This is a genomic window from Pseudoalteromonas luteoviolacea (assembly GCF_000814765.1).
Lineage (GTDB): Bacteria > Pseudomonadota > Gammaproteobacteria > Enterobacterales > Alteromonadaceae > Pseudoalteromonas > Pseudoalteromonas luteoviolacea_H.
In genome coordinates this window covers 64,435-90,396 of sequence record NZ_JWIC01000007.1, presented here as the reverse complement: position 1 = coordinate 90,396, position 25,962 = coordinate 64,435, and the positions used below count along the sequence as shown (strand labels likewise).

The window sequence follows — 25,962 nt, the reverse complement described above, 5'->3', positions numbered from 1 at the left end:
TAGTCACGTGGTAGTGTAATGGACTGTAATATAAAAAGCCGATAAACACTGAAAAACACATAATTCGTCCATTTTTGTGTATTTAAATCTGAAATGCACATTTCTCAACTATTTATCTTTTATGGACAATTTATATTTAAGCATCGCAATCGTTATTGCTGCAATTAGTTTAATCGCACTGATAAAAACAAACCAACTGCGTAAAAAGGATTTGAAAATCTTAAATGAGCTGAAAAAAGCAAAAGAAGCGCTGAGCAAGTCTGTTTTGTATCATGGCACTAGCGACATACCTAATTACCTGTTTTTCATGCAAAAACTAATGAAAGTAGACAGGAAATTTTCTCAATTCCATGTTTCTCTCATTAAACTTGGAAAAACGCCAGTTTTTGACTCCATTGAAAGTAACCAAGACACCTTATCTCAATTGTTTAAAGAAGTCGGTAAAGCCTGTCAGCCGTTTGCACTTGCACTGCATGATTCTGATTATATGGTGATGGCATTTGTTACGCATGACACAGGATCAGACCAACAAGAAGCTGAAGCGAAGCAAAAAGAAATCCTCGAGAAATTGCCAAAGCAAGTGTGGGTAAATAACACGCAAGTACCCATTGATTACGCAATATCATCTATGAGCCTTACCGGACAATCGTCTTTATATGGCATAGACAAAGTGCAAAGAAGACTAACTTTTTCAATGAAGTATGCTTTGGAATCTCAAACAGGGACATTCTTTCATAATGAAAAGCTCTATCAGGCAGAGATGTATCGAAAGCATGTATTGCTGAAACTCATGAATAGTATCTCATTCAACCCTGATGACTTTTATCTTGTTTTCCAACCGATATTCAAATCATCTGACATTGACAACCCAAAGCGCTATGAGGCCCTGATACGTTGGAGAAATACTAAAAACCTCGGCCCCAAAGCCTTTATGCCAATGATTGAGGATAAACCGGAGCTACATAGCGAGCTCACCAAAATTGTGATCAACCAAATTTACTCCATGTTGAAGATCAAACTGGATGCACACGAAAAGCTTAAACCCATTCACATGAATATATCCGCTAAGTTACTGGAGGATGAAAGCCTACTTGCTTATTTGAAAAAAGTGATTAGGGACACGCCATCTATCGCTGCATTCATCACTTTTGAACTCACCGAAGGCAGCGATCTAACGCTAAGTGATAATGCAATTAACACGTTAAGAAAAATGTCTAACTTAGGCTTTAGTTTTGCTATTGACGATTTTGGTAAGGGTGAGAATGGCAATGAACTTCTAAATAGCCGTTATTTCAATGCTGTCAAAATTGACAAAACGTTCATTACACATGTTCAAGACAAGGCAGCACAAGCGCCGAGATTAGACTTAGTGATCAAAACTGCACAGCAGAGTAAAAAAACGGTGATAGTTGAAGGCGTTGAGAATAGGTTTCAATATGAGTACATGAAACGCTACCCGAACATCTACATTCAAGGTTACTTCGCATCTGTACCGCTGACAATGAATGAATTTTTATCACAAGAACAAGATGCAGCTTAATTCGTTTTTCTAAAAAATGTGCTTAGTCGGTTTTTCATTATGTTGGAAAAACCGGCTAACTTGAACACTCATTATCTAGACTTAAGCCAAAATAAACTACCTTCTACTGAACACCAGGCTGTTAGTCCACCTTTATTAATATACTCATTTACACAATCAGACTTTTCATCAGCACCCAGTTCAGCGCTAGAGCCACTCATAGACACGATATCAGGAAATAAGCCTTTCACTTTTTCTTTTAAAGCATTCGTTTTTGGATTGCTACCGTGCTGAGCATACTCATTGAGAAGAATCGTTGCACTATCCATTAACTTGTTTTCACTATATACATTAGATTTATACTTGTTTAAAAGTGCTGTCAAACAATGCCATTTACCTTGTTTAATGTAGCAGTTATAAAGTTGATAGCGATTTTCATAATAGTCATTAGGCGCAAGATTAAGCAGCTCTTCTAGTTCCTTCTGGGCTAAATCATAATGCTCTAAATTAAAATGTATTTGTGCTTTACGCGCCTTCAATATGAAATAGGGCTGTATCTCACTGAGATTTTCTAGTTCATTCCCATATTGTTCAATAAAATGCGTTGTAATGAGCTCCCGTTCGAGCACACTAATAAGTTCATCAATAAACTTCAGTGTGGATGCGTTGTTTTTGCTCAATATGTCATTAAGGTGACTTTCGATTTGTTTACGATCAAATCCAGACAGTGAGTTAACTTCATCGGCTTGCGATATACATTGCTCAGAAAACCGTAACTCATAGGCTGTTTTGCTTATACATGGTTCAAGACTTTGATACGCAGAGATAAGATCAGTTGTAAAGTCTTGCTCATTTGAGGAAAGGCTCTAAACGCATTTAGATACCCTTGAAACCCCTCTAACACAGTTTGCAGTGTCTTTAATTGAGTATCTTGTTCGACAGTTAAATCTGCCTGTTTGATAAAAGAAAGTGAGCAAAGCATACCAGAGCAATAATTTGGTAAAGGCATGCCACTTAGCAAAGCATTCTTAAGGTGAGGCTGAGTGAGGATACATTCTTCTGGTAACGAAAAGTCTCCTTGTATGATTTTATCCATACAAAGATTATAAAATGCCATTATAGCTTTTAATTCTAATTCGTCTTCCGGTACTTTTTCTGCAAAGAGGTGCGGGATCCAAACACTTGGCAAAACTGTTTGTGGCGTCAAACCTAACCCTGTTATATACCCTTCAATGAAAAATGGATCAGGCTGTTCTTCCGATAAAAAAGACAGCTCATCTATAACTTTCTTAATGCTTCGTAATCCTTAAAAGCCACTTAACTTTATGTTTATATTAATATCATACATGAGTAACCGCATTATTTATACATAAAAATAACGTACTGTTTCCACGACTTATCAAGTATAGAATATAAACTCATATAAAAGTGCAATAAAAAGGACTATCTTTACTTAAGCAAGAACTCCCATATCGAGTACTGGCCTTGTATAAAGCTGAGAGCCATTAACAAAGATAGTTGTTATATTTAATATTATTACTTTGTGAGATTATTCTTTTTTACCTACTTTATGATTAAACGAAGGAACCTGCAAAAAATAACAGTAAGATATACATTTTCTTTTTCGCCAGTACACAAACAAAATGATATAACCTCATTAAGGCTCTATATCAAACTGTTTAATGATAGATTCCGCTTTTTCATGACCGCCTGAAGCCGCAGCTCTGAGTAACTTTTTTGCTTCTGATGTGTATACATCGCTATTTTGCTTCTTCAGTAGTAAGGCTAACTTATACATGCCTTCAGGCTCCTCTTCCCTCGCAGCTAACTGCAACCACTTAAGCGCTTGACGGACTGACTCTTCACTCGTCTCTAGTCTTGTATAATAATCACCAAGTAAGATGTAACTTTGTACAAACTGTCTATCAGCTGCCCGCAGTAACCACGTTAAGCCATCTTTATCTTTGTCCAATGCTAATTTTAAAGCCCCTAGATTATGCATTGCGTCAGGTAACCCCAAATTTGCAGAGCGTTCGAAAAAGCTAAGTGCCAGTTTAGTATTCACAGCCACATGCAAACCATCACGGTATATCACGCCCAATGAGTTAAGTGCGATGCCATCATTTTGTTCGGCCGCCTCAATAAAATACTGTCGAGCCTTAATAAAGTCATTGTCAACATTTATACCATGATAAAAGTGTTCACCAATAAAAGATGCAACATTAAAGTCTTTAGCTTTAGCCAACTGAGAGATGGCCTCTAACGCTTTGCCTTCATTTTTTTCAACGCCTTTTCCAGACCAGTAAAATTCAGCCACTTTGTTTAAAGCATCAACTTTGCCTAGCGTGACCGCAGTGCGGTACCAATCCAGTGCCAACTGCATATTTTTAGGGTGTAACACACCAGACTCATACCAATTGGCAATTTTGTATGCAGCTGCGGAATTGCCTGACTTGACCGCATCTGTGAGCAATAGCAACGCATCTTCAATCGCATTGCCTGGGATTTTATTGGTTTGGATCAGTTCGGCTTGTTTTACGATACAAAGTTGACACCCGTCAACTGCGCCTTGGCCAAGCAATTTAAATGCAAGAAGCGCATCGCCCGATTGTTCTATCACGCAATTACTGTAGCGTATAACCGCATGCACAGCGCCTTGCTCATGTGCCCGTGAAAACAATGTGCATGCCTTGTGTAACGATTCACTCGTACGTTCGGCCAAATACACATCACCAAGATTGATCATTGCAATGATATGATTTTGTTCGACCGCTTGCTGATATAACGCCACCGCTCTCGCCTTATCCTTTTTTACGCTCACGCCGTTGAGATAGAATGTGGCCAGATTATTCTTGCCCAGCGCCGAGCCGGCCTCAGCGGCTTGAATGTATAAAGAAGTGGCTTTTTCTAGATCTTGCTCAACCAACTCACCTTGTTCGTATAAAAAGCCCAAATGCGCAAATGCACTACCAGCTCCCAACACACCTGCTTGTAAGTAATATGATTTTGAAACATCGAAATTCACCAGCTCGCCAAAGTCTCCGTTTTGGTAAGTTCTACCAAGCTCCTCTATGGCAGAGACATCATTACGACTTGCAAACGACTTTAACAACTCAACAATTGGCAGATCCTGTTCTCGATTTACACGCATCCCTCTGACTAAATTAATTAAGCAATTCTGCTGTCCTAATTTTGCCCCTTCGAAATAATAAGACTTTGCCAGCGCCCAACTCTCAGCCAATGCTACATCGGCAGCATGACAATAACTAGGCGCATGCCCCGCCTTGGCCGACTGCAAGTAATACTCAAGCGCTAGTTGGTTATTTTGCGCTTTCCCATCACCATACAGATATGCATTAGCTAAATTAAATGCGGAAAATTGGTTTCCCAAATTCGCAGCTTGCTCAAATAGAGTCAGTGCTTTATCGCGGTCTTTTTCTATCCCAGTACCCGAATTATACATAGATCCCAGATTATGTATCGATTGTGCATCTTGATTTTGTGCGCCTTGCTTGTATAGCAAAATGGCTTGATCATAGTTTTGCACGACGCCATTGCCTACTTCATACAGACGACCTAAGTTCCCATAGCTTAATGTACTGCCATACTCAATCGCTTGCTCAAAATACGTCTTTGCTAATGCATAATTAACGGCAACACCATCTCCATTGTTGTACATCATCCCTAAATTATTTAACGCATCACTAGAGCCATGCTCGGCGGCAATTGTGTACCAATTTAGTGCTTGAGCGGTATCAGGTAAATGCCTGTGATATAAATACCCAAGTTCAAAAGCACACTCTTGGTAACCACGGGCATAACTCACTTGAAAGTAATCCTTAGCTTTCTCTAAATCACCTAACTTTTTTGACTCCCGGTAAACAACGCCTAAGCCGCACAGTGCTTTTATATCTCCTTGGTAAGCGGCATTGGCAAAAAGTTGCTGTGCAGTTTCGTACCCCTTCTCTTCTCTCCAGTGTCTGATAAAAATGTAACCAAGCTCAGTCGCAGCCGATGGCTCACCCAACTCAATTGCACGCGCATACAGAGTCATTGATTTTTTTAGATCAGCTTTCACACCATTGCCACCGAAGCGATACCATTTTGCTAAAAATAAAATTGCTGGTGTATAGTCTCGCTCAGTCGCTTTAGTCGCCCACTCTAGTGCACTGCCTTGTACATAGTCTTGACCATGACCTTTTAAGAGGTTTTTTGCGATCTGTAATTGGGCTGGTCCATATTCATACTCAGCTAACTCATTGAGTATTTCAAACTCATAATCAAAGTCCTGTAACCGATATGCCTCTTGCGACAGCAAGAAGTAGCTTTGCGCTACTAAAGCGTCGTTGGACACATCATTTGGTTTATGAAAAAGCAAGTGAGGTTCGACGGTGTTTTGGCTGACCTTACAGCCAAATAAAAAAGTGATAAGAACAGCTAATACTAAGAATTTCATACAAAAATCTAATCATGATGATGCTAAGGCCAAGACTGCCAGCATGGGTAAACACTTGCAAGTCGTCACAATTAATATTAGTCAAGGTTAATCTATTTGGCATCTAACTACGCTTTCTTATCTACAAAAGGTCATAAGTTTGCATCGTTAAACAATCTGTTTACAATGAAGTTCTCTCAGTGGGTAGCGAGTAACAAAATGGATTTTAATAAAAGAATAAATGCGATGCGTGCTTATAAGGAGCAGCAAGACCTCTCTATCAGCATAGAAAGCGATAGAGGACGTATCATTAATTGTGCAGCACTAAGACGTCTGCAGCAAAAAACTCAGGTCTTTCCGCTTGAACGAAACGCTGCTGTGCGATCCCGCCTCACTCACTCCCTTGAAGTACAGCAAAACGGCCGATTTATTGCTCAGTCTATCGTTAAAGTATTAAACACAAATAAAGAGATACAATGCAGTTTAACAACAGAAGTCGCTAATGCCTTAGTAAGCTTGGTTGAGATGGCTTGCCTAATGCATGACATAGGTAACCCAGCCTTTGGTCACTTTGGCGAAGCCGCAATCAATGATTGGTTTGAGCGATATTTTACCGCCCACTCAACGTACGACTACGTAAAAACCCCGACTAATCAACAGTCAGCATTGATCCTAGATATTTGCAGCTTTGAGGGTAACGCCCAAGCTATTCGTATTGTAACCACTTTGGCTAATTTGAATTTAACTTACGCTCAAATTGCTGCTATTTTGAAATACACGCGCTGTGGTACTACAGCTAAGCCAAGTGGCAATTCAAACAACTACTTAAATAAAAAGGTGGGATATTATTTTAGTGAACAATCCATTGTAAAACAGCTGTGCGACAAATTAGAAATGCCTTTAGGTCATAGACATTTAGCAGCGTATATCATGGAAGCAGCTGACGACATCGCCTATTGCTTAGCAGATATCGAAGACGCTGTAGTTAAAAATTTTCTCAGTGTTGAGCAAGTGATTATACTTTTACAACAAGAGTATCGTCGTCAACTAAGAGACATGCAATTGAGCTGCCATGAAGACCTGATAGATCAAGCGTGCAGCAAAGCCCTAAACAGAGCGAATCAAAACCCAGCCAATTTAAGTACTGAGTTTTTCATATATTTACGAGTCGAGCTCATTCACCCGTTAGTAAAACATGCGACAAAGCGTTTTATTGACAATATAGAAGAAATCTTTGAGGGCAGCTTTAATCAAGCATTATTAGAAGATAACAGCCATCAACATGCGATTACTCGCTCATTGAAGCAAGTCGCTTTAAAGCATGTTTTTTGTCACCCTGAAGTAGAAGAGTTAGAGCTACAAGGTTATAAAATCACCTCGGGGATTTTAAATGAATACCGCCGCTTACTGGATGTCTCTGAAGCTGCTTTTAAACGTATTATTGAACACAGTCATGATTACCCCGTTGAAGTCAGGCTGCTTAAGCGCATACCCGGTCAGTATATTTCTGTTTACCAAAAAGCCATTGCAAAGCTGCACTTAGAACAACAAACACAACCTATTTATGAGTTTTATTACCGCTGCAGACTGCTTCAAGATTATGTCAGTGGCATGACTGATCAGCTTGCCTATGACACATATCGCACGTTATTGGTTGCAGATTAAATAAACGAACATTTTGGGCTAAGACCTCATCACACTTGGGTTGCGGGCCAAGCCCGCAACGACGTAGGTACGATAGTGCTACTTGTTTAAACCTAGCTTTTATTGAGTGTCATACCGTTCAACTCAGAAACAATCCACTCTCTAAAAGCTTGAACTTTTGGCCAAACAAAATGGCTTTCAGGCGCAACTAAGTGGTAACTATATTCACACAACCAAGCAAACTCAGGGTGTATTTCCAACTGACCCAGCTCAACAGACTGCGCAACCATACGTTTACGCAATAAAGAAAACCCCTGCCCCGCAACGGTCGCTTGCTGCACGAGCGCCGCATTGTCAATTTTAAGGTTGCTTAAAGTGTGGCCCTTTAGACCAAGCTGGGTACTTAAATTCTGCCAAGCAACTTCATTGTCACGCCCTTCATCATAAATGAAGTTAAGTTGAGTCAATTGGGGTCGTAAAGGCTTACGCGGATTGATTACTCCAGGTCGATACGCAATAACCAGCTCATCTTGGGCTATTAATTCACTTTTTAGCCCTGGGTAGTCACCCAAACCAAACCGGATCCCAATGTCTATGTCTTCCCGATTAAAGTCAGCAAGCTGCTCAGTCGGATCGATACGAAGTTGATAGCTAGGCAGCGCATTATTAAAACTTGTCAATCTTGGTAATAACCAACAGGTTGCAAACGAAGGTAATACCGATAAGTTAATTGTATTGGGGTTAGGATCTGATTTTAGAGCAGATAAGCCGCTTTCAATTTGCCCAAACGCGGTATGAAGATAAGGTAGCAACGCTTGTCCCTGCTGCGTTAATGACACTTTTCTGGTTTGCCGCTCAAACAGAGTACAACCTAACTGCTGCTCTAATATTCGGATTTGCTGGCTCACCGCAGCCTGAGTGACAAACAACGCTTCTGCGGCTTGTTTAAAACTGCCTAACTGCGCTGCTGTTTTAAAGTACCAGAGCCCTTTTAATGGTGGTGTTTTCATCACTTTATACTTAAGAAAATCTTAACTATGGATCATAAATTCTCGTTTGTCAGTTTTATGAATGCGCTCGATACTTAATGAGAATATCAGAGACAAAGGGAGTCTTTATCGTGAAATACGCAATTATCCTAGCATTTCCGCTGGTGACATTTACGTCGGCAGCCACTCAGTTAAATACAGAAAAGATATTTACTGACGCAGGTTACCCTATAAAAACTTAATTATGAAAGCTGAAAAAGTGGAGTTACTTTATTCTCAAGAGCAAAATAAAACCACCTGTCGTATTAAGGTATACGACGAAGGGAACCTGCATGAAAGTAAGCAAATAGAAGTCGCATCTGATGAATTTGGCAAGCAGCCGATAAAAAGCTGCTTGAAAAGGGATCGCGCCAAGCACATCTTGAGTTTGCTTTAGACTGTCAGCCATAACACTGTGCATCAGAAGCTTTTAAGTTTCTATAAACTAAAGGCTTCTGGTTTTTTAATTAACATTCAATGGCTCAAGCCACACTATCGACTTGTGACTGACGATTATAGATTTATTCAACGTGCCTGATTATGACAGTTCCATATCTTTCAGCCTTTTGTGTGTTGAACTCTCACCAGTATTAAGGCGTTTTCTCAGATAACACGACTCCCCTACCTAGCGTTAATATTTCCAGAATAATGATGTAAGACAGTGTAATACTTTTGTGCTGAGGTTTGGCTGTATGCTTTTTTGGCAATGCTAGAAAACTCACAATCAAGCAAAAGGAAGATAACAATGAGCCATCACGACTGCCACGAGTGCGCCAATGTGCATGCCATAACCCACTTTGGACAGCATTTGAAAACCAACAAAGTTTAGACAAAATAAAAGAACAAATCAGCCAGTCACTTGTTGACAAAACTGAGCAAGATAACAAAGCCTTTAAAAAGCGAGTGATGTATTCAGGTGGGTACATCCGCCCAATGATTGGAGGCTCAACGGAACAAGTTGAAGCCATTGGCTTTGCCGAAGGTAAAGTGGTCGCTGTAGGTGATATCGGACTCGGTCAGCACACACATGCATGCTCTTGGCATGCAGCCAGAAGACCATATAAAACTCCAAGGCCAGCAGACTTTGCTGCCAGGATTAATTGAACCTCATGTTCATATTGTGCGACAGCTATGACTATGAGCTGGCCAAACTTAGGTCCCTATGACGGACAACATTAAAACAGGATTACAGCCCAGATACGATTATTGATTCGGCCAAAAAAGCGCAAAGTCAATTAACCAATAAAGATGAATGGCTTTTGGGAACTGACGTTGACCCATCACTTATGCCATTTATTAATGATCAGCTCGATGTCATCGACATAACAAGATTGAGCGATGAGTTTCCAGACAGGCCTGTCTTTTGGTTGGCAGCATCGCTGCATACCGCCTACATCAATCAGGCTGCACTAGACATAATCTTAAATAACGTTGACGACAAGGATGATCAAGATAGGCTAAAAAGCCAAATTAAAGAACAAGGTGCGCTGCAAGAACTTGATCAAATGCAACTTGGTTTCAATGCGATACCGCTGATACAAAAAGAGCAAGTGATCCGTGATTTAAAAAAGAACATCGACTGTATATTTAAAACAGCAAATGAACGCGGTGTTACCATGATGTTTGAAGCGGGCATGCAAAAGGCTATGGAAGCAGCTCTTGAGCTTTATCAGGCACTTAACCCACAGTGGGCACGTGTCGGCTACGCCAAACTATGTACAGATGAAAGCAAGCCAATACTTTACCTGACCATAAACCAGTCAAGGAACGTGACTTAGATATGCCATTTAAAGCCGCTGTAAAACTCGTTTCAGACGGCTCTAATCAGGGGCTGACAGGCTATCAAAGTGAACAGTACAGCTGTAACCCTAAGAATAACTACGGTATATTTAATTTTAATACACTTCCAGCAACATCCAGTGACACTCATACGCAAGGCACCTCAAAGCCTAATTTTCAAACGATGGTGAATACCGTCATCAATAAAGGCTGGCCAATGCTCATTCATGCCAATGGCAATCATGCCATTGATATTACTCTGGATGTTTACGAAAACGCCCTTCAAGGTCAATCGGGGCTAAGCTCGCGCCATCGGATAGAACACTGCTCACTGTTGAGTGACCTTAGCGCACAACGTATGCAGCAACTTGGGATCTCGCCTAGCTTTTTAATCGGCCATGTTGGCTACTGGGGTTATGCATTTGAGCAGGTTATTTTTAAACAAAAAGCTCAGTTATTAGATCGCTGCCAAACCATGCTAGGCCTTGATGCACGGATCACATTACACAGTGATTTATCCGTGAGCCCACTTGGACCGCTACGCATGATGGAACAAGCAGTAACCCGAGTTATGGAGAAATCACCTGAAAAGACTGTACTTAATGAAGCTGAGTGTATAACTAGAGCCCAAGCGCTTCGTGCTATTACCTTTGATGCTGCATGGCAATGCCATGTTGATAAATGGCTTGGCAGTTTAGATACAGGGAAATTAGCCGACTATGTGATTTTAGAGCAAGATCCCATGACTATTGAAGACCCGAGTAAAATTAGAGACATCAGCGTTGAGCAAACTTGGGTTGGCGGCAGACTAAGATACCCAAGACAAGATTGAATTTAATAAATTTACTGTAGCAAAACACTTCTCGCTGCGTGGCTCATCCTTTTGAAACACGCAGCGCCTTTCGTTTATGCCAAACTAGACACACAGCTAAGCTAAACACACCACTGATATACGTAATTATTAGTGGAGTCTGAGCCCCCACATCCTCGGCATACATAAATGCATTAGACAACACCCATGCTGCAATAGCACCAACAAGTAACCATAGCGCAGCACAGACCAATTGAAACTTAGGCGCCGATGCATAACCACTCAGCACCACACAAACTGCCGCCACTGACCCAATTGTTGGCTTTTTCCAAATACCGACCACTTCCGCGAAGATACCCGCCACAGTTGCCGAGACAATAAAAGCAGTTATCACAATAAAAATAGAAAGACCAAAACGCAGGATTAAATTCATAGCATGCTCGCACGATATTTTTGTTAGCGCCTACCTAAACATATGTTATGTCATTAAAAATATAAATTTTCGATGTTTTTATAACTATAGCCTTAAATCTAAGCGTGCGCATATGGTAAGTAATCAAACATAAATTGCGGGGCAAGCCCGCAACGACGAAGGTAAGTAAAACGCTGCTTGTTTAAACTTTCTAAACACAACTAAACATGCAGCAACTCACTAAAACCAATAACACTAACCCAAACCCCGTCACCCTGAACTCGTTTTCACGCCCACTTTTGATTCAAATAGAAAGAAATTTATACACACAAACGAGTATGCTCATCATTTTCAAGGAGTGAAATATGCAACCAAGTGTATACATACTTGCATCGAAACCATATGGAACCATTTATATTGGCGTGACAAAAGATTTAAAAGCGCGGGTATATCAGCATAAAAATAATTTAACCAAAAGCTTTACGAGCCAATACAATGTGCATCATTTGGTTTATTTTGAATGCCACGATTCAATCACCACAGCCATCGCACGCGAAAAGCAACTTAAAAACTGGAAAAGAGCATGGAAAATCCAATTGATAGAATCGTTTAACCCTAAGTGGCAAGACCTATATCACAAAATATAACCGACTGGATTTGCCTTTCTACTCATTAAAACCAACAGCACCAAATCCAATCCCGTCACCCTGAACTCGTATATGGACTCCACTTGTTTGACAACATGTTTTTTAAAATTAAAGATGCTTGCGTATATGCGGTTTCTTTTGAGAGCGCGACTCTCTAACCTTGGATTTATTCGCACCTTCTGCCCTAAACGCTTCGTTAGTGTATTACCACTTCCAGTTCAGACAGGTTTTCAGAAGGTTGGTCTTACCGTTTTAATTACATTGTTGTCGAACTCTTTTTAAAATGTTTTTTAAATCATAACTGGCTGGTAATTCGTACCTTGTTTTAACATTGCCCAAGCCGTCCTGATATTTTTATTCACCAACGCAATACAAGCTCGCTTCACACCTGAACGAGCAACCAACCTTAAGAGCCATTGCTGCTTCAATGTCTTGGGTTTCTCCGGCAGATTAGAAATGTATGACAATGCCCCCAAAAATAAACAAGATTTTAGCTGTTTATCTCCAGCGCCTTTATCAATTCCCAGCATCACGGTTTTACCTCCACTGCTAAATTGTTTTGGGGTAACGCCTAAATATACAGAAGCACATCGCCCATTTTTAAAGTGCTTCGTTTGACTCAAGCTGGCAATTAGCCCCGCAGCACCTAAAACACCCACACCTTCAAGCGCAATAACACGTTGGCATTGCTCATTTTGAGAAACAAGCAGTTCTAGGTTTTTAGTGACTTTATTCAGAGATTGCTCTATTTGCTGGTATTGAGCTTTTAAGACACTAAGTAATGGCAATAATACCTCTGGTAAATCATTGCGCTCTGTTAAAACCTCTTTCAATGCTTTTTTGGAGCGAGGAATAGTGATGCCATATTCATAAAATAAGGCCCTAATATGATTACTGAGTTGTGTAAGTTGTTTATCCAAAAACTTACGACTCACAGTGAGCGTTTGGAGAATTTGCTGTTCGATATTTTTTACTGGAGAAAAGGGCATATTTGGTTGTATAGCAGCAATCGCAATCCCGATAGCATCATTGGCATCTGTTTTTTGTTTGCTTATATAAGGCTTAACATGTTTCGGAGGCATCCCTCTCACTTCATGACCATAGGATTGAGCAACCCGCCCCTAATAATGAAAACTGCCACATCCCTCCATTGCCACAATGCTAGGAGCAGAGTTAGCGAGTATCTGGCGAACTTTAGATGGAGACTGTGCTTTATTAAAAATAATTTCGCCATGTTTAGAGACTTTTGCGACTTGGATAATATTTTTTGCAAGATAGAGCGCAATCACGTTACGATTATTCATATATGGACTCCTTTGTTTTGGTCGACACCACATTACACTGTATGTGAGATGTGGTGGAGTCCAGAACTCACTTCAGGACCCCCCCTCAAACATGGATTGCGGGGCAAGCCCGCAACGACGATTGGCTGCTTTTGCCTATACCACTCGCATAAATACATAAATTGGCGTAAGTTAACCTTAAACATAATCAAAAAACGTTTTTCATGGACAAAAACCAAAACAAAGGCCATTGGCTTACCACCAAACAAGCTCAAAAACACTTAAAAGTCAGTGGTTGTGAGCTCATGCATAAACGCGAACATGGCGAACTAGTCTTCGAAAAACGAGGTCGAGCGTATTTCTATTATTTTGAGCAAGTCGATGAGTCTATCCTTTCCTGAATACAAAAAAGCAATAAAAAGCTTAAAGCTAGGCAAACACTTACCTAATGCAATCTACATTCACCGCTCTGCTTTACAACAAGCCCTCACGCCTGAATTGAATGCACTCATAAACAATGCATCAAATGTGTTTGCGGAAGGTAATACATGGAACATCGTCAAACTACTAAAAAGAGACTTTAAGCTCACTCTACTCAACTACCCAGATTTTGATACCTACGCTTACCCAGCACTCAACAAAAGTATCACCATTGATTTAACAGAACACACAGCCAAAATAACCGATTACACCCAATCAGATAACCCACCAATATTGCATCGTAAAGAAGCGTTTGTGCTACCTAATTACCCACACTTTACGGAGTTTAAAGCCATCACATTAGAAGGCGAGCAAATCGGCCTATATCAAAACACCAAAACAATCGGTTTTAAACAACAATGGACTCGATTGATACAACGTAAAGGCTACAAACTAAATCAATATGGTCGACTCGAACAAGTCGAAATAACTAAACCTGCAGCAATCACTGAGCCACAACAAACAGCTCAAATTCAGCGGCACCTAACCGCGATAAATCGCGACAGGCTCTCAGCCCCCTTTCAAAAGCTTGCAAAGTATGGATATTTAAATGGTGATTACTCAATTCACGACTATGGATGCGGTTTTTCAGATGATTACAATGAATGCATTAGCCACGGGCTAAACATAAACGCATGGGACCCAGTACACAAACCCGATGGCAAAAAAGTGCAGAGCGACATTGTAAATCTTGGCTTTGTGCTTAATGTCATTGAAGATTATGACGAACGAGAGCAAACGCTTAAACAAGCCTATTCATTATGCGATAAGTTACTTGTCGTTTCTGTAATGCTTATTAACTCAAGTATATTCGAGCAATTTAAACCTTATAAAGACGGTGTGATCACCAAACGTAACACCTTTCAAAAGTACTACAGTCAAGCACAAATCAGAGAGTTTATTGAACACACCCTCAATGTAAACACCATACCATTTGGCCAAGGGGTCATCGCCGTGTTTAAATGCCCAGCTTTGCTAGAGCAACATCACATTGAGCTGCAATTTAATAACCACGAATGGCAACATATTACAAAACGCCCTATTGCTAAAAAGCTACCCGAACGAATCAAGCAAAGCGTATTTGAAAAGCACACTGAACTGTTTGAATCCTTTTGGCAGCATTGCCTACATTATGGCCGTATACCTGCTAACGACGAGTTTGAACAAAGCGAGCAAATAAGAGCGGTGATCGGCAGCCATAACAAAGCGTTTGAACTAGTACAAAGCCAATTTGAATATGCTGAATTTGAAGCTGCTCAACACAAACGACAGCAAGACCTTTTGGTATACTTTGCCCTAAGCCTATTTGGCAAGCGCCAAACAAAAAGCCATTTACCCAATAGGCTACAACGTGACATAAAAATGCATTTTGAGAGCTTAAACCAAGCCCTTGAGCAAGCAAAAGTACTACTCTTTTCAATTTCATCGCCAGCCAACATAGCCAATGCATGCTCTCAAGTTTTTGAACAACTCAACATTGGTGAGTTTAACCATAGCCAAAGTTATACACTACCCAAACACTACCTAAACAAATTACCAGCAATCTTACGAGTGTATATTGGCTGTGCCGCACAACTTTATGGAGACATCGACGACATTGACCTAATAAAAATACATATGCGCTCAGGCAAAGTAACGCTATTAAAATATGATGATTACAGCAAAAAACTCCCGCTACTCACCGAGCGTATAAAAGTAAAAACTCGCCGAGCAAGGCATAGACTACTTTTACTACCGGGTAACGAATACCCGCTACAACCGCTTTACAACAAACTGGACTTTATTGAGGCGGATATAAACGAATACAAAGCACAGCAACGATTTGATAAGCGACTCTCTGATATGCTCGAAGGGTCGTACCAAAAGCAGAATGGCCCAATTGGGATATTCTACAAAAGGTGTTTGAGTATTGGGGAGGTGAAACTTAAGGGAGACAAGTTTATAAAAAAACTAAAAAATTTGACCAAGGTCCATTTTCCCTGTTCTCTTTAAGTATCTCTCAGGAAAACCTAACACATTAGTAAAAATGGCATATATGAAAGCCTGAATCATAATTATATGTACAGTTAATAAATTCAGAATTCAGGACCTCAGTCCTATTCCAGTTCGACCTTTCGAATTGACAGTTTCTAAATATAACTTTTTCAAAACAACTCCCCAGTAAATCAGTCCTGAGAAATGAACAACTTACGAAATGTGAATCAGTAACTTTTAGGTCTTTAAGTTTTTTTCGTTCAAAATTGCAGTTTGTAAATCTACAATCATTAAATTCAGCTCTCATCATTCCTGTAATAAAGTGAAATCTATATCCGCAACTCAACACTTTGAAACTTTTTATCAGTGAGTACTGATAGATCTGACATATTAATTTTGTTATATAAATTCAAAACTCATTCCCTTTCATAATAACTATTTTTACACCAAATCTAGCTCGAAATCATAGATTGGAATGTGGCTAGTAGATACTCCAATACCACGTTCAATCATAATCTCTGCAAGCGTTTCACCATCAATTAAAACTATTGGTACACAACCACGTTTAAAGGCGCTATCTTGTGCTTCTTTAGTAAAGCTGCTTGTAGTTATAAATATGCCTTGTTGAAACTCGCCTTGTATTGCACCTCTAAACATATCAATATCAGGTCGAGAAACTTTGTTTGTTTTTTTGTAGCGCTTACATTGAGCTGCTACATGGAGCATTGAAATACCTACTTCTAATTGACCATAGACGTCAATACCACCATCGCGACCACGTTGAGTAACTTCCATACTTTCAAAACCATAACGTTCTAAAAAGCGCCTACAGAAAAATTCAAACTCTTCAGGTTCAAGTGAATAAAGATGATCAACTATACGTTGTATCGTATCTTGCTTTAATTTGTTAGCTAATTGGTGTACCAGCTCCAAACTGTTGGTCATCTTAACTTGCTCTTCTTTATTATCAGCTGAAGAAGCGCTCAATAATGAAAATTCACCAACTTCATTTTTAGTGAACAGTTTAATTTGTGACTCATTGTTCCAAGAAGTGCTATCACTATGTCGCTCCATTTGAACACGTAGCACAGAAAGCGGGTCTTTTGCTCCAAATTTATACAATGAGTGTTCCATAATTTTACTGTAAACGACCTTGTAAGTTGCAGGTTCACCAATCAGTGATAAAGCTTTTACTGCGGCTTCTGCAATTGTTACTTTACTCATATCTGTATCTGCTTAATTTTTTCTACTATTTCATTAATTGGTAAGGATTCTGTCATATATCCCCATGATATACGCACTGCACCTGTGATCCTATCTTCATCAAGCCCCATAGCTGTTAATACATGTGAAGGAGTATAACTTGAAGATGTGCATGCAGATCCATTTGAAACTGCCGCAATCCCTTTTAAGCTAACCATTAACGACTCTGAATTCACGCCTGAAACAGAAAAGTTTAAAACATAAGGAGAAGTATTCTCGCCGTTATAGTGTGCACCAACTTTATCTAATTCAACCATGAGCGATTGCTTTAGTAAACTCGCATAAGTTTGCCATTTATCAGCATTTTTAATCGCCAATTCACAAGCTAAACCAAACCCTGCAATCAAAGGTACAGGTAAAGTACCGGGTCGAAGGCCTTTCTCTTGACCGCCACCAAATTGAATTGGTTTTAATGGTGGTTTTATAAAACCGCGCTTACGCATAATTAGTGCACCAATACCTTTAGGGGCATAAACTTTATGACCGCTAGCGCTTATTAAATCGACACGGTCATTTTTTAAACACTCACTCAGCTTACCAAAGCTTTGCGCCGCATCTACATGCAAGTACGCATCATTAAACTTAAGCGCCTCACAAATATCGTTCATTGGCTGAATGCAACCTGTTTCATTATTTACATGCATAATTGAGACAAGCACAGTATCGTCTCTTAACAATGCGTTAAGCTGTTTAGGGTCAACCAAACCACTTTCGCCTACATCTAAGTAACTTACTTCAAAGCCATTATTTTCTAGATGCTCAATTGGCTCCAAAACAGCTTTATGCTCTATTCGTGTGGTAATAATATGTTTTTTATTTTCTTGCTCCGCAAAGTCTTTTATACCTAAAATTGCAATATTATTACTCTCTGTAGCACCACTAGTAAAAATGACTTCTGATTTATCAGCAGCAACAACTTCAGCAACCTGCTTTCTTGCCGTTTCTACGTGTTTCTTAGCTAGTGCGCCAAATTCATGAGTCCGGCTACCAGCATTGCCATACTCTTCAACCATCAATCTGTACACTAAATCAGCAACTTCTTTCGAGACTGGTGAAGTTGCGTTCATATCTAGATAGGCAGTCATTTTCTCTCCAAAAAAATTATAAATATTCACAGACAATTTAATCACTATACTGTAGAATTTGCGCCAACCTGTTCGTACGAACAAAAGCAATAAACTACGAACTACGCAACAAAGGCATAACACAAAAAGTAGCAATGAGCCAAATCGTATCGGGTACTTCCTTTCCTGCAATCAGGGGAACCCAAGCAAAAACAGAATATTACATCGTTATGTGCCCACTAAAAAGGTTAAATAAGATATTTACCTTTGATGAAAGCAAATTACCTGTAGATCAACGAGCACAGCGTATCATTAACGAAGAACGCATACCTGATATAGCTAACTATATTTTAGATAACAGAGATAATTACGTCTTTTCTGCGCTTACCGCATGTATTAGCGGTGCAAGTGAGTTTGTACCAATTGGTGAAAGTAAACACGAACAAAAAATTGGTACTCTTTTAATAGATGAAGACGCTGAGCTATTTATCACAGACGGGCAACACCGTAACGCCGCAATTTTAGAGGCCATAAAGGCAGATCCATCGCTTGCTGATGAATCTATTTCAGTGGTGTTCTTTAGTAATAAAACACTCGAAGAGCGCCAACGCATTTTTAAAGACTTAAATCTTTACCCGGTTAAAACAGACTCCTCACTAAGTATCACTTACGATGATAAGCCTGACGCCATACTTTCAAAAACTGTCGTGTTTAGAAGTGAACAGTTCACAAAGCTTGTTCATATGGAAAAAAGTAATCTAGGTGTACGTTCTAAAAAGCTAGTTAGTCACAGCGCAATTAATAAAGCCACCAAGTACCTACTCGGAACCATAAATCAGAAAAACTATGAGTCACTCATACCTACAGCAACTGAATTTTGGCACGAAGTGCTAAACAATATGCCTGCATGGCAGCTGGTATGTGAAGACAAAGCATCTGGTGGTGATTTACGTGACGAATCAATTCACGCACACGCTGTTACACTTCATGCTTTAGGAATGCTTGGTGCATATTTACTTAAACACGATCCGCAATGGCAAAAAACCCTCAAAGGCTTGAGTGATATTAATTGGTCGCGTAGCAATAATGCTTGGCGCGGACGCTGCGTAAACAACAATGCTATGACCAATAACCGCAAAGCTGCTGAACTTACTTGTATTAAAATTAAAGAATTTTTAAACGTAACACTTACGAATAAAGAACAAAGTGCTGAACAAGCATTCCAAGGGGCAAATAATGACTGATAGTGTAGTACAGTCACATTCTGCTTTTGCTGGCGGGCTAAAAGAAGCCATTGAGCAAAGTATCGATCATATTAAAGTGCTCTACATGAGCGATAGTATTCCATGGGTATTAGGTTACAGTGGCGGTAAAGACTCAACAGCCATTTTGCAGTTGGTTTGGTATGCCCTGCAAGAGCTCAAAAAAGAAGGCAAAGCAAACAAAAAAGTACATGTAATTAGTACCGATACGTTGGTTGAAAACCCAATTGTTGCTTTATGGGTTGAAAAATCACTCGACAGAATGAAAGAGTCAGCCGATGAGCAACAACTACCTATCGTGCCACATCGCCTAACACCAGAAATTAAAGATCGCTTTTGGGTTAACTTAATTGGTAAAGGTTACCCTGCCCCGCGTATGAAGTTTCGTTGGTGTACTGATCGTTTAAAAATATCGCCATCAAATACCTTTATTCAAAACCTTGCGAATAAAAATGGTGAAGCTATTTTAATACTCGGTACACGTAAAGCAGAAAGCACTGCCCGTGCTGCTGTAATGGAGAAATTTGAGAGCTCAACCACCAACACCCGTAAAGCGCTTGGTCTAACCGAGAATGGTTCACTAGAGCGAGTTTGGGTATATACGCCTATTTCAACATGGAGTAATGATGATGTTTGGGTTTACTTAAACAGCATTAAAAATCCATGGAACTTCCCTAATCACGATTTAATGGGCATGTACCAAGGCGCAACAGAAGGTGGCGAATGCCCGCTGGTAGTAGACAAGTCAACGCAGAGTTGTGGCGATAGCCGGTTTGGTTGTTACGTGTGTACTATGGTAACTGAAGACAAATCAATGAACGCCATGATCTCAAACGATGAAGAAAAAGAGTGGATGTACCCGCTTGTTTCACTTCGTAATGAACTTGAGATAAATGATGCAGTGCGAGAGAAAAAGCTCGAAAAGCTGCGCCGAGATCGCAACAACCGGGACTTCCGCCGCATGAATGGTACGCTTACCGTGCACGTATCTAAACATGGTGCAGACGTAGTACACGGCCCTTATATTCAAACATTCCGTGAACACATGCTGAAAAAAGTGCTTGAAGCACAAGTAGCTGTGCAGCACATGGGACCGCCTGAAGTCAAAAACTTAGAGCTACTCCCAATTGAAGAGTTAGAAGCGATTCGAAAAATTTGGCTTGAAGATAAACACGAAATTGAAGACAACTTGCCAAAAATATATGAGCAAGTAATTAAAAAGCCATATCCAGGTAAACGCCGCGCGCACCACCCTATTTTAAACAATGACACCTTAAGTAAATTACAAACTTATTGTGAGCAACATGGCGATAAAGAAGGCTTACTTTACCAGCAAATTCGCGCCACCTTGAGCGTTGCAAATAAATACCGCAACCAACTTCGCCGAGCAAAACTAGGCGATGAGCTCAATGATGTGTTAGACAAAGGTGCGTTCAACAGCATGTTTGAAGCAAAAGAATTTGCCCTAGAGCGCGAACGTCATCGTTTACACATTAAGCTCACAAACGATCAAAGCCTCACAGCAAAAGAACAAGAAGAGATTAAAGACAAGATCCACATGATCACTAAGTGTATTAAAGAACAAGGTTATAGCTCCCTACCAGAAATTGAAGTTGTGGAGGTAAAATAATGTTATTGCAGTCTCTTACCTTACATAACTTTGGTATTTACAAAGGCACACACTCGGTTGATTTAACCGTTTCAAACGACAAGCCTGTAATTCTTTTTGGCGGGCTAAATGGTGGCGGTAAAACCACGTTTTTAGATGCATTACAGCTAGTACTTTATGGTAAGCATGCAAAATGCTCTAACCGAGGTAATCTCGCCTATGGTACATACCTAGCCAGTACACTTAACCGTTACGTCTCTAAAACTGAACAAGTATCATTAGAGCTGACATTTAGCCACACCACAGACACAGAAGCACAAACATTTACTGTACGCCGCGAGTGGAAGATAGCAAAGCAAGTTGAAAACTCAAAAGACAAAGTCACAGTAAGCTGTAATGGTGAACACGACCAATACATCGGCGAGCACTGGGATGAATTTGTAAACGAGTTTATACCTATGTCATTGTCCGACTTATTCTTTTTCGACGGTGAAAAAATAGAAAACCTCGCGCACCCAGAGCGCAGTAATGAACTAATAAAAACAGGCATTGAAAACCTACTAGGGTTAGATTTACTCAGCCAATTACACCTAGATTTAAATAATATTGAGCGCAAACGCAAAGCAGAAAACCTAGATACAAGCGTAATTGAAAAGGTTGAAACCTGCGAAGCCGATATTGAAGCAAACAACGATATTATTGAAGCGCTAAGCGTTGAAATTGCTAAGCTGAAAAACCAGCAAGGCAAAATAAATGTTGATATCAACAAAGCAAGGCAAAAAGTCCGAGACTCAGGCGCACACCTCATTGAAGAACGTGACCAAATTCGTTTTGAATTGGGTGCTATTGCTCAGAAGTTAAAAGACAGCCTACAACAACGCGTTAAGCTAGATGCCGGCATAGGGCCGCTTGGCTTAATTAAACCGCTACTTAAGCAAACACACAAACAAGCTGTACTTGAAGAGCAAGCAAGCGAAGCCAGCGCGCTTAATAAAGCCATTGAAAGCTACGAGGCGACGCTACTCAAATCGCTTGAAGGGCAAACACTGCCAGAAGCAGCGCGCACTGCGCTTGAAAACTCTATGGCAAGCATGGCAACAGAGCGCCAAGCTCTTGCTAATGTTGAAAGCTATGTCGGTTTACCAAGTAACTTATTTAATGGGCTTGAAGCAAAGCTTGAGCTTGACCAACAAGAGCGTGAAGCGCTTATTAAAGAGCGCGAAATACTACTTGAGAAAAAGGCCCTGTTTGAAAAAAAAGAAGAATCAATTCCAGATTACGAAACGGTAAAACATGTACTGAGTGAATTGGCACAGTTTGAAGCTGAATTTAAAAACGCACAAACGCTAATTAAAGCCAAATCAGCTGAGCTTGAACAAGCACAAGCAAAACACGCAGTGCTAAACCAGCGTTACACCAACCTGCTTACACAACAAAGTAAAGACACTTTTGAGCAAAAACGTTCGCTACAAGTGGTTGACCATATTGGTAAGTTAAAAGAGACCATGCAAGGTTTTGCTAAAAGCTTAATAAAAGAAAATATCGAACTACTGCAAGATAAAATTACTGAAAAATTTATTGCCCTTACCCGTAAAGAGCAGCTAATCAGTGGCGTGCATATTTGCTCTACAAGCTTTTCACTTACACTACTAGCACAAACCGGTGAAGAGCTCTCTCCTAGCAGACTTTCAGCAGGTGAACGCCAGCTACTTGCGATTGCTATTTTATGGGGGCTTTCAGAAGCGTCGGGTAAAGAGCTACCAACTGTTATCGACACCCCGCTTGGGCGGCTAGACGGTAAACACCGTACCCGCTTAATTGAAGGTTACTTCCCGTTTGCAGCAAATCAAGTTTTACTGCTTTCGACAGATGAAGAAATCATGAGCGATTACTACAGCAAGCTTAAACCCGCAATTAGCCGCGAATACCACATTCGCTACAACGAACAAGCCACCACCTCGACCATTTCAGAAGGGTATTTTTAATGTTACACACAATCGACACCATCAAACTTTCTGAAAAACAAAAGCAACAGCTTATTCGCTTAAAAAGCAAAACAGGGATTGAAAATTGGAATGTACTGTGCCGCTGGGCACTCTGCATGTCTCTAGCTGAAGAGTCAGTGCCGCCATTTGAAGAAGTCCCTAGCGACAGCAATGTTGAAATGACGTGGAAGGTATTTGCTGGCGAATACGGTGATCTTTATTTAGCGGTGTTAAGAGAAGCTTATCAAAAACAAAGTGCACAACTAGAAGGTGTGCACTTTGGTGATTTTGTTAAGTTGCATTTGAGTAGAGGTGTGGTCTACTTAAGTCAATAATATGCACTGTTAGCCTGCTCAAATTAAAACAAGAAGACCAAGCTTGGCGAACTTTTTAATTTGAGCTATGAGATTCATCGCGAATACTTCTTTATCAACGTACCTAAAAACAAGCTTGTTAAAACCAGACCCAAAAGGGCTTGAAGTGCAGAAAGAAACCTACTTTCACCAGCTACAGGTGAAAAGTCACCATACCCGAGTGTTGTAAAAGTAACGACACTATAATACAAATGAGTCCAATAACCTGGAGTAGCTGCCGGTTTTCCTTCTTGTTCTGTGCAATGTAAAGTTACATCTCCATTACATATGAACTCAGCTAACCCTGATGGAGCATTAACGCCAGTTTTCATGTAAATCAGTGCAAAGCCAAATATAACTATAATACCCCAACCAAAAACACGCCTAGGAGATTCTCCATATCTAGCCAATGCCCACAAAATAAACATCCAAATGCGCTTAAAGCTTAAACTAAGCCCTTTTTGCACGTGTTTACTTTCTTGAACATATATTTCGGAAGCTTCATCACTCATACCCGCTTCTTGGTATTGAACCCTACATTTACGGTACACACTTTTTAAAATTTCTTCTACATTTGCAATCCTGTGTTCTTCCTCTCCGTTAGATTGACTGCTACTAAACAACCGGTAAGTCTTATTCCATAATTGTTTAATCAAACACTTTCTATTGAATTCATTCTCTAAAAACTGAATTGCTGCTTTATATTCTTCTGCCGCAACATCGTGTGAATATTGTGATGTAAATATCTCAGCCTTCTTACAATGGTATTTGTAAGTGTCTGCTCGATGCTGTTCACTATTAAGTTTACATGCACTCAGCACAGCATCTAAAGCTCTTAACTTATCTGTATTTGGTTGCCTGGTATGGTCTCTATAATTAAAGTTCTTAATTGCATATTCAAATGCTTTATCTAATTTGCGCTTATTTGCTTCTAAAGCAGCTTCATATAACATATTTGCATCAGAAGTATTTAAATCGTTCAATTCTTTATCTAATAGCTGGTTTGCAACAGAAAAATCATAAGATGTAGTCTTAACTGGAACATTTTGTTTTTTAACGTGAGAAGGGCTTACAATGCTCCAATAGTAATTCTTGCCAATTACGATCACAGCTGAATGGTTGTTCTTTAACCACCCCTCGAAGTTATCGATTTCTAAATTCAGCCACGTTTCAATATCGTCGTTATCTTCCTCTCCAATAAGGTCGTTGTCATTTGTATATGAACGAATGAAGTCAGATCCACTTACTCGCTTTGTGGGGCTAGTATTTATTTCACGCTTCAACTCTTCTAAGGCCGCTCCATACCAATCTTTCACCTAAAGCTCCTCCAATAAATCTTTTATTGCAGTAACTACTTTAGTTAACTCTTCAGCTTCTTCATCTGCCAAATCTACACTGTCTAATCGGTTAAGAAACCTAATAAACTCTGTGATCTTAGTAATATTTAAGTTTGATGAATTATCAATACTCGTAGTAGCTCTAATCCTCTCCTCAGCTTGTTCGTTAGTGATATCACTGAGCAATACCCTTTTTCTATTTGACTGCTTACAGACTCATTAACAATAGTTTTACAAAAACTGCGAGCCTCTGTAGGGTTATTGATTTCAGCACTTGTCGCATCATTTAATTTAACAATATGCCGGTACAAGATTCTTCTTTTTGATTTCGATGCGAATTGTTTGCCATCTTTCCAACCGAACCACTCCCTAGCATATTTATTAGATACAAATTCTAGCAACAACGCATAATGCTTTGGCTGTATATATTCACCATATTTTGAGTCACTTGCCATTTGAAGGTATGCAAGGTAACCATTCCTTCTCCTATTGGCTTCGATTCCAGATATACCTAATAGTTTACCAACTTCGTTAGCTGGCTTTCCTAGTTTAAACAAATCATCTACTAACTTCGCGCGCTGTACGCCCGTCCACTGCTTAGGACCAGAAACGTGTCTTATTCCCATCAGAGTTTTAAACTGTTCATCTATTTTTTCAGAACTAATCGCATCAATTAATACGACGCTTAAAGATGACATTTTATCAAGTAATGAGTCTGATAAGACTATGTAACCATCAATGTGATCTCTATAAAGACTTTTTAAAGCCGCTGTTCTTCTGTTGCCTTCAATAACAACATACTTATTTTCAGAACCTTTCAATTTCCTAACAACTATTCTATCAACATCTAGAAAACCATTAACTAATATAGATTCCATTAAGTCATTTAGTTGTTCTTTGGAAAGCTTTTTTTCTAACTCATTCTGAAGACTCTCAACTTGATCATCAGAAGTTACAGGCTCAATACCTTTATAGGCTAACCTATAATTATTCGGATCGAGCATTAGCTGATCGAGGGAAACTCTAATATCCTCTAATTCAACTCCAACGTTCATTATTTTTTCCTCGTTTGATTAG

At 39.8% G+C, this 25,962-nt stretch carries 23 protein-coding genes and 1 pseudogene; 13 read left to right on the top strand and 11 right to left on the bottom strand.

Features of this window, described 5'->3' with window-relative positions; genetic code table 11:
- Nucleotides 1-121: 121 nt before the first annotated feature.
- Nucleotides 122-1,540, top strand: coding sequence for an EAL domain-containing protein (locus JF50_RS14910; RefSeq protein WP_039610255.1), 1,419 nt, complete (start codon nucleotides 122-124; stop codon nucleotides 1,538-1,540).
- 71 nt (nucleotides 1,541-1,611) lie between these two features.
- On the opposite strand, the gene JF50_RS14905 is transcribed toward JF50_RS14910, so the two are convergent.
- The 3 genes from JF50_RS14905 to JF50_RS14895 all read right to left on the bottom strand — a co-directional run bounded on the left by JF50_RS14905 (nucleotide 1,612) and on the right by JF50_RS14895 (nucleotide 5,975).
- Nucleotides 1,612-2,199, bottom strand: coding sequence for a hypothetical protein (locus JF50_RS14905; RefSeq protein ID WP_039610254.1), 588 nt, complete (start codon nucleotides 2,197-2,199; stop codon nucleotides 1,612-1,614).
- A 113-nt stretch (nucleotides 2,200-2,312) separates the two neighbouring features.
- Nucleotides 2,313-2,726 carry a hypothetical protein gene (locus JF50_RS14900; protein WP_039610253.1) on the bottom strand — a complete coding sequence of 138 codons (414 nt, stop codon included), beginning with the start codon at nucleotides 2,724-2,726 and terminating at the stop codon, nucleotides 2,313-2,315.
- A gap of 450 nt (nucleotides 2,727-3,176) precedes the next feature.
- Nucleotides 3,177-5,975 (bottom strand): SEL1-like repeat protein, encoded by a 2,799-nt coding sequence (locus JF50_RS14895; protein WP_039610252.1) that lies wholly within the window; start codon nucleotides 5,973-5,975, stop codon nucleotides 3,177-3,179.
- 198 nt (nucleotides 5,976-6,173) lie between these two features.
- Between JF50_RS14895 and dgt the strand changes: the two genes are divergently transcribed.
- On the top strand, nucleotides 6,174-7,619 hold the full coding sequence (dgt, locus tag JF50_RS14890; protein WP_039610956.1) for a dGTPase: 1,446 nt from the start codon (nucleotides 6,174-6,176) through the stop codon (nucleotides 7,617-7,619).
- Nucleotides 7,620-7,711: 92 nt separating this feature from the next.
- Here the strand turns inward: dgt and JF50_RS14885 are convergent, their stop codons facing one another.
- A complete protein-coding gene (locus tag JF50_RS14885; protein ID WP_039610251.1) occupies nucleotides 7,712-8,608 on the bottom strand; it encodes a LysR substrate-binding domain-containing protein in 897 nt (298 codons plus the stop codon).
- A 223-nt stretch (nucleotides 8,609-8,831) separates the two neighbouring features.
- Between JF50_RS14885 and JF50_RS27620 the strand changes: the two genes are divergently transcribed.
- From JF50_RS27620 to JF50_RS27380, 4 genes are all read left to right on the top strand, one after another.
- Nucleotides 8,832-9,023, top strand: coding sequence for a hypothetical protein (locus JF50_RS27620; RefSeq protein WP_235423446.1), 192 nt, complete (start codon nucleotides 8,832-8,834; stop codon nucleotides 9,021-9,023).
- 287 nt (nucleotides 9,024-9,310) lie between these two features.
- Complete coding sequence (locus JF50_RS27390) at nucleotides 9,311-9,730, top strand: hypothetical protein (protein ID WP_039610250.1); 420 nt, start codon at nucleotides 9,311-9,313, stop codon at nucleotides 9,728-9,730.
- Between the two features lie 155 nt (nucleotides 9,731-9,885).
- Nucleotides 9,886-10,404 carry a hypothetical protein gene (locus JF50_RS27385; protein WP_200890416.1) on the top strand — a complete coding sequence of 173 codons (519 nt, stop codon included), beginning with the start codon at nucleotides 9,886-9,888 and terminating at the stop codon, nucleotides 10,402-10,404.
- Nucleotides 10,405-10,406: 2 nt separating this feature from the next.
- Nucleotides 10,407-11,237, top strand: coding sequence for an amidohydrolase (locus tag JF50_RS27380; protein ID WP_200890415.1), 831 nt, complete (start codon nucleotides 10,407-10,409; stop codon nucleotides 11,235-11,237).
- 43 nt (nucleotides 11,238-11,280) lie between these two features.
- Here the strand turns inward: JF50_RS27380 and JF50_RS14865 are convergent, their stop codons facing one another.
- Nucleotides 11,281-11,649, bottom strand: a complete 369-nt coding sequence (locus tag JF50_RS14865; protein ID WP_039610249.1) for a hypothetical protein — start codon at nucleotides 11,647-11,649, stop codon at nucleotides 11,281-11,283.
- A gap of 344 nt (nucleotides 11,650-11,993) precedes the next feature.
- Between JF50_RS14865 and JF50_RS14860 the strand changes: the two genes are divergently transcribed.
- On the top strand, nucleotides 11,994-12,275 hold the full coding sequence (locus tag JF50_RS14860; RefSeq protein ID WP_039610248.1) for a GIY-YIG nuclease family protein: 282 nt from the start codon (nucleotides 11,994-11,996) through the stop codon (nucleotides 12,273-12,275).
- Nucleotides 12,276-12,565: 290 nt separating this feature from the next.
- On the opposite strand, the pseudogene JF50_RS14855 reads toward JF50_RS14860, so the two are convergent.
- Nucleotides 12,566-13,378: pseudogene (locus JF50_RS14855) on the bottom strand (IS110 family transposase); the annotation flags it as partial.
- A gap of 18 nt (nucleotides 13,379-13,396) precedes the next feature.
- A complete protein-coding gene (locus JF50_RS27615; protein ID WP_052262333.1) occupies nucleotides 13,397-13,579 on the bottom strand; it encodes a hypothetical protein in 183 nt (60 codons plus the stop codon).
- A gap of 203 nt (nucleotides 13,580-13,782) precedes the next feature.
- On the opposite strand from JF50_RS27615, the gene JF50_RS27215 reads away from it, so the two are divergent.
- Nucleotides 13,783-13,959 carry a helix-turn-helix domain-containing protein gene (locus JF50_RS27215; protein WP_160290488.1) on the top strand — a complete coding sequence of 59 codons (177 nt, stop codon included), beginning with the start codon at nucleotides 13,783-13,785 and terminating at the stop codon, nucleotides 13,957-13,959.
- The gene (locus JF50_RS14850; protein ID WP_080760256.1) at nucleotides 13,940-16,030 is read left to right on the top strand and encodes a DNA phosphorothioation-associated putative methyltransferase; all 2,091 of its coding nucleotides are present in this window, start codon (nucleotides 13,940-13,942) and stop codon (nucleotides 16,028-16,030) included. Before JF50_RS27215 ends, JF50_RS14850 begins: the two co-directional genes overlap by 20 nt.
- A 423-nt stretch (nucleotides 16,031-16,453) precedes the next feature.
- Here the strand turns inward: JF50_RS14850 and JF50_RS14845 are convergent, their stop codons facing one another.
- Nucleotides 16,454-17,236, bottom strand: coding sequence for a restriction endonuclease (locus JF50_RS14845; RefSeq protein WP_039610247.1), 783 nt, complete (start codon nucleotides 17,234-17,236; stop codon nucleotides 16,454-16,456).
- On the bottom strand, nucleotides 17,233-18,360 hold the full coding sequence (dndA, locus tag JF50_RS14840) for a cysteine desulfurase DndA (RefSeq protein WP_039610246.1): 1,128 nt from the start codon (nucleotides 18,358-18,360) through the stop codon (nucleotides 17,233-17,235). Before dndA ends, JF50_RS14845 begins: the two co-directional genes overlap by 4 nt.
- A gap of 134 nt (nucleotides 18,361-18,494) precedes the next feature.
- Between dndA and dndB the strand changes: the two genes are divergently transcribed.
- Genes dndB through dndE form a run of 4 tightly spaced genes read left to right on the top strand, consistent with a single transcriptional unit; the run spans nucleotide 18,495 to nucleotide 23,530 of the window.
- The gene (gene dndB / locus JF50_RS14835; RefSeq protein WP_039610245.1) at nucleotides 18,495-19,583 is read left to right on the top strand and encodes a DNA sulfur modification protein DndB; all 1,089 of its coding nucleotides are present in this window, start codon (nucleotides 18,495-18,497) and stop codon (nucleotides 19,581-19,583) included.
- Nucleotides 19,576-21,231: a DNA phosphorothioation system sulfurtransferase DndC gene (gene dndC / locus JF50_RS14830; RefSeq protein ID WP_039610244.1), complete on the top strand. Its 1,656-nt coding sequence runs from the start codon at nucleotides 19,576-19,578 to the stop codon at nucleotides 21,229-21,231. The genes dndB and dndC overlap by 8 nt, the downstream gene beginning before the upstream one ends.
- Entirely contained in the window at nucleotides 21,231-23,195 is a 1,965-nt protein-coding gene (dndD, locus tag JF50_RS14825; protein WP_039610243.1) for a DNA sulfur modification protein DndD, read from the top strand. Before dndC ends, dndD begins: the two co-directional genes overlap by 1 nt.
- Nucleotides 23,195-23,530: a DNA sulfur modification protein DndE gene (gene dndE / locus JF50_RS14820; RefSeq protein ID WP_039610242.1), complete on the top strand. Its 336-nt coding sequence runs from the start codon at nucleotides 23,195-23,197 to the stop codon at nucleotides 23,528-23,530. The genes dndD and dndE overlap by 1 nt, the downstream gene beginning before the upstream one ends.
- A gap of 74 nt (nucleotides 23,531-23,604) precedes the next feature.
- On the opposite strand, the gene JF50_RS26185 is transcribed toward dndE, so the two are convergent.
- Nucleotides 23,605-24,864: a potassium channel family protein gene (locus tag JF50_RS26185; protein WP_052262332.1), complete on the bottom strand. Its 1,260-nt coding sequence runs from the start codon at nucleotides 24,862-24,864 to the stop codon at nucleotides 23,605-23,607.
- Between the two features lie 128 nt (nucleotides 24,865-24,992).
- A complete protein-coding gene (locus tag JF50_RS14810; protein WP_052262331.1) occupies nucleotides 24,993-25,940 on the bottom strand; it encodes a ParB N-terminal domain-containing protein in 948 nt (315 codons plus the stop codon).
- Nucleotides 25,941-25,962 lie beyond the last annotated feature (22 nt).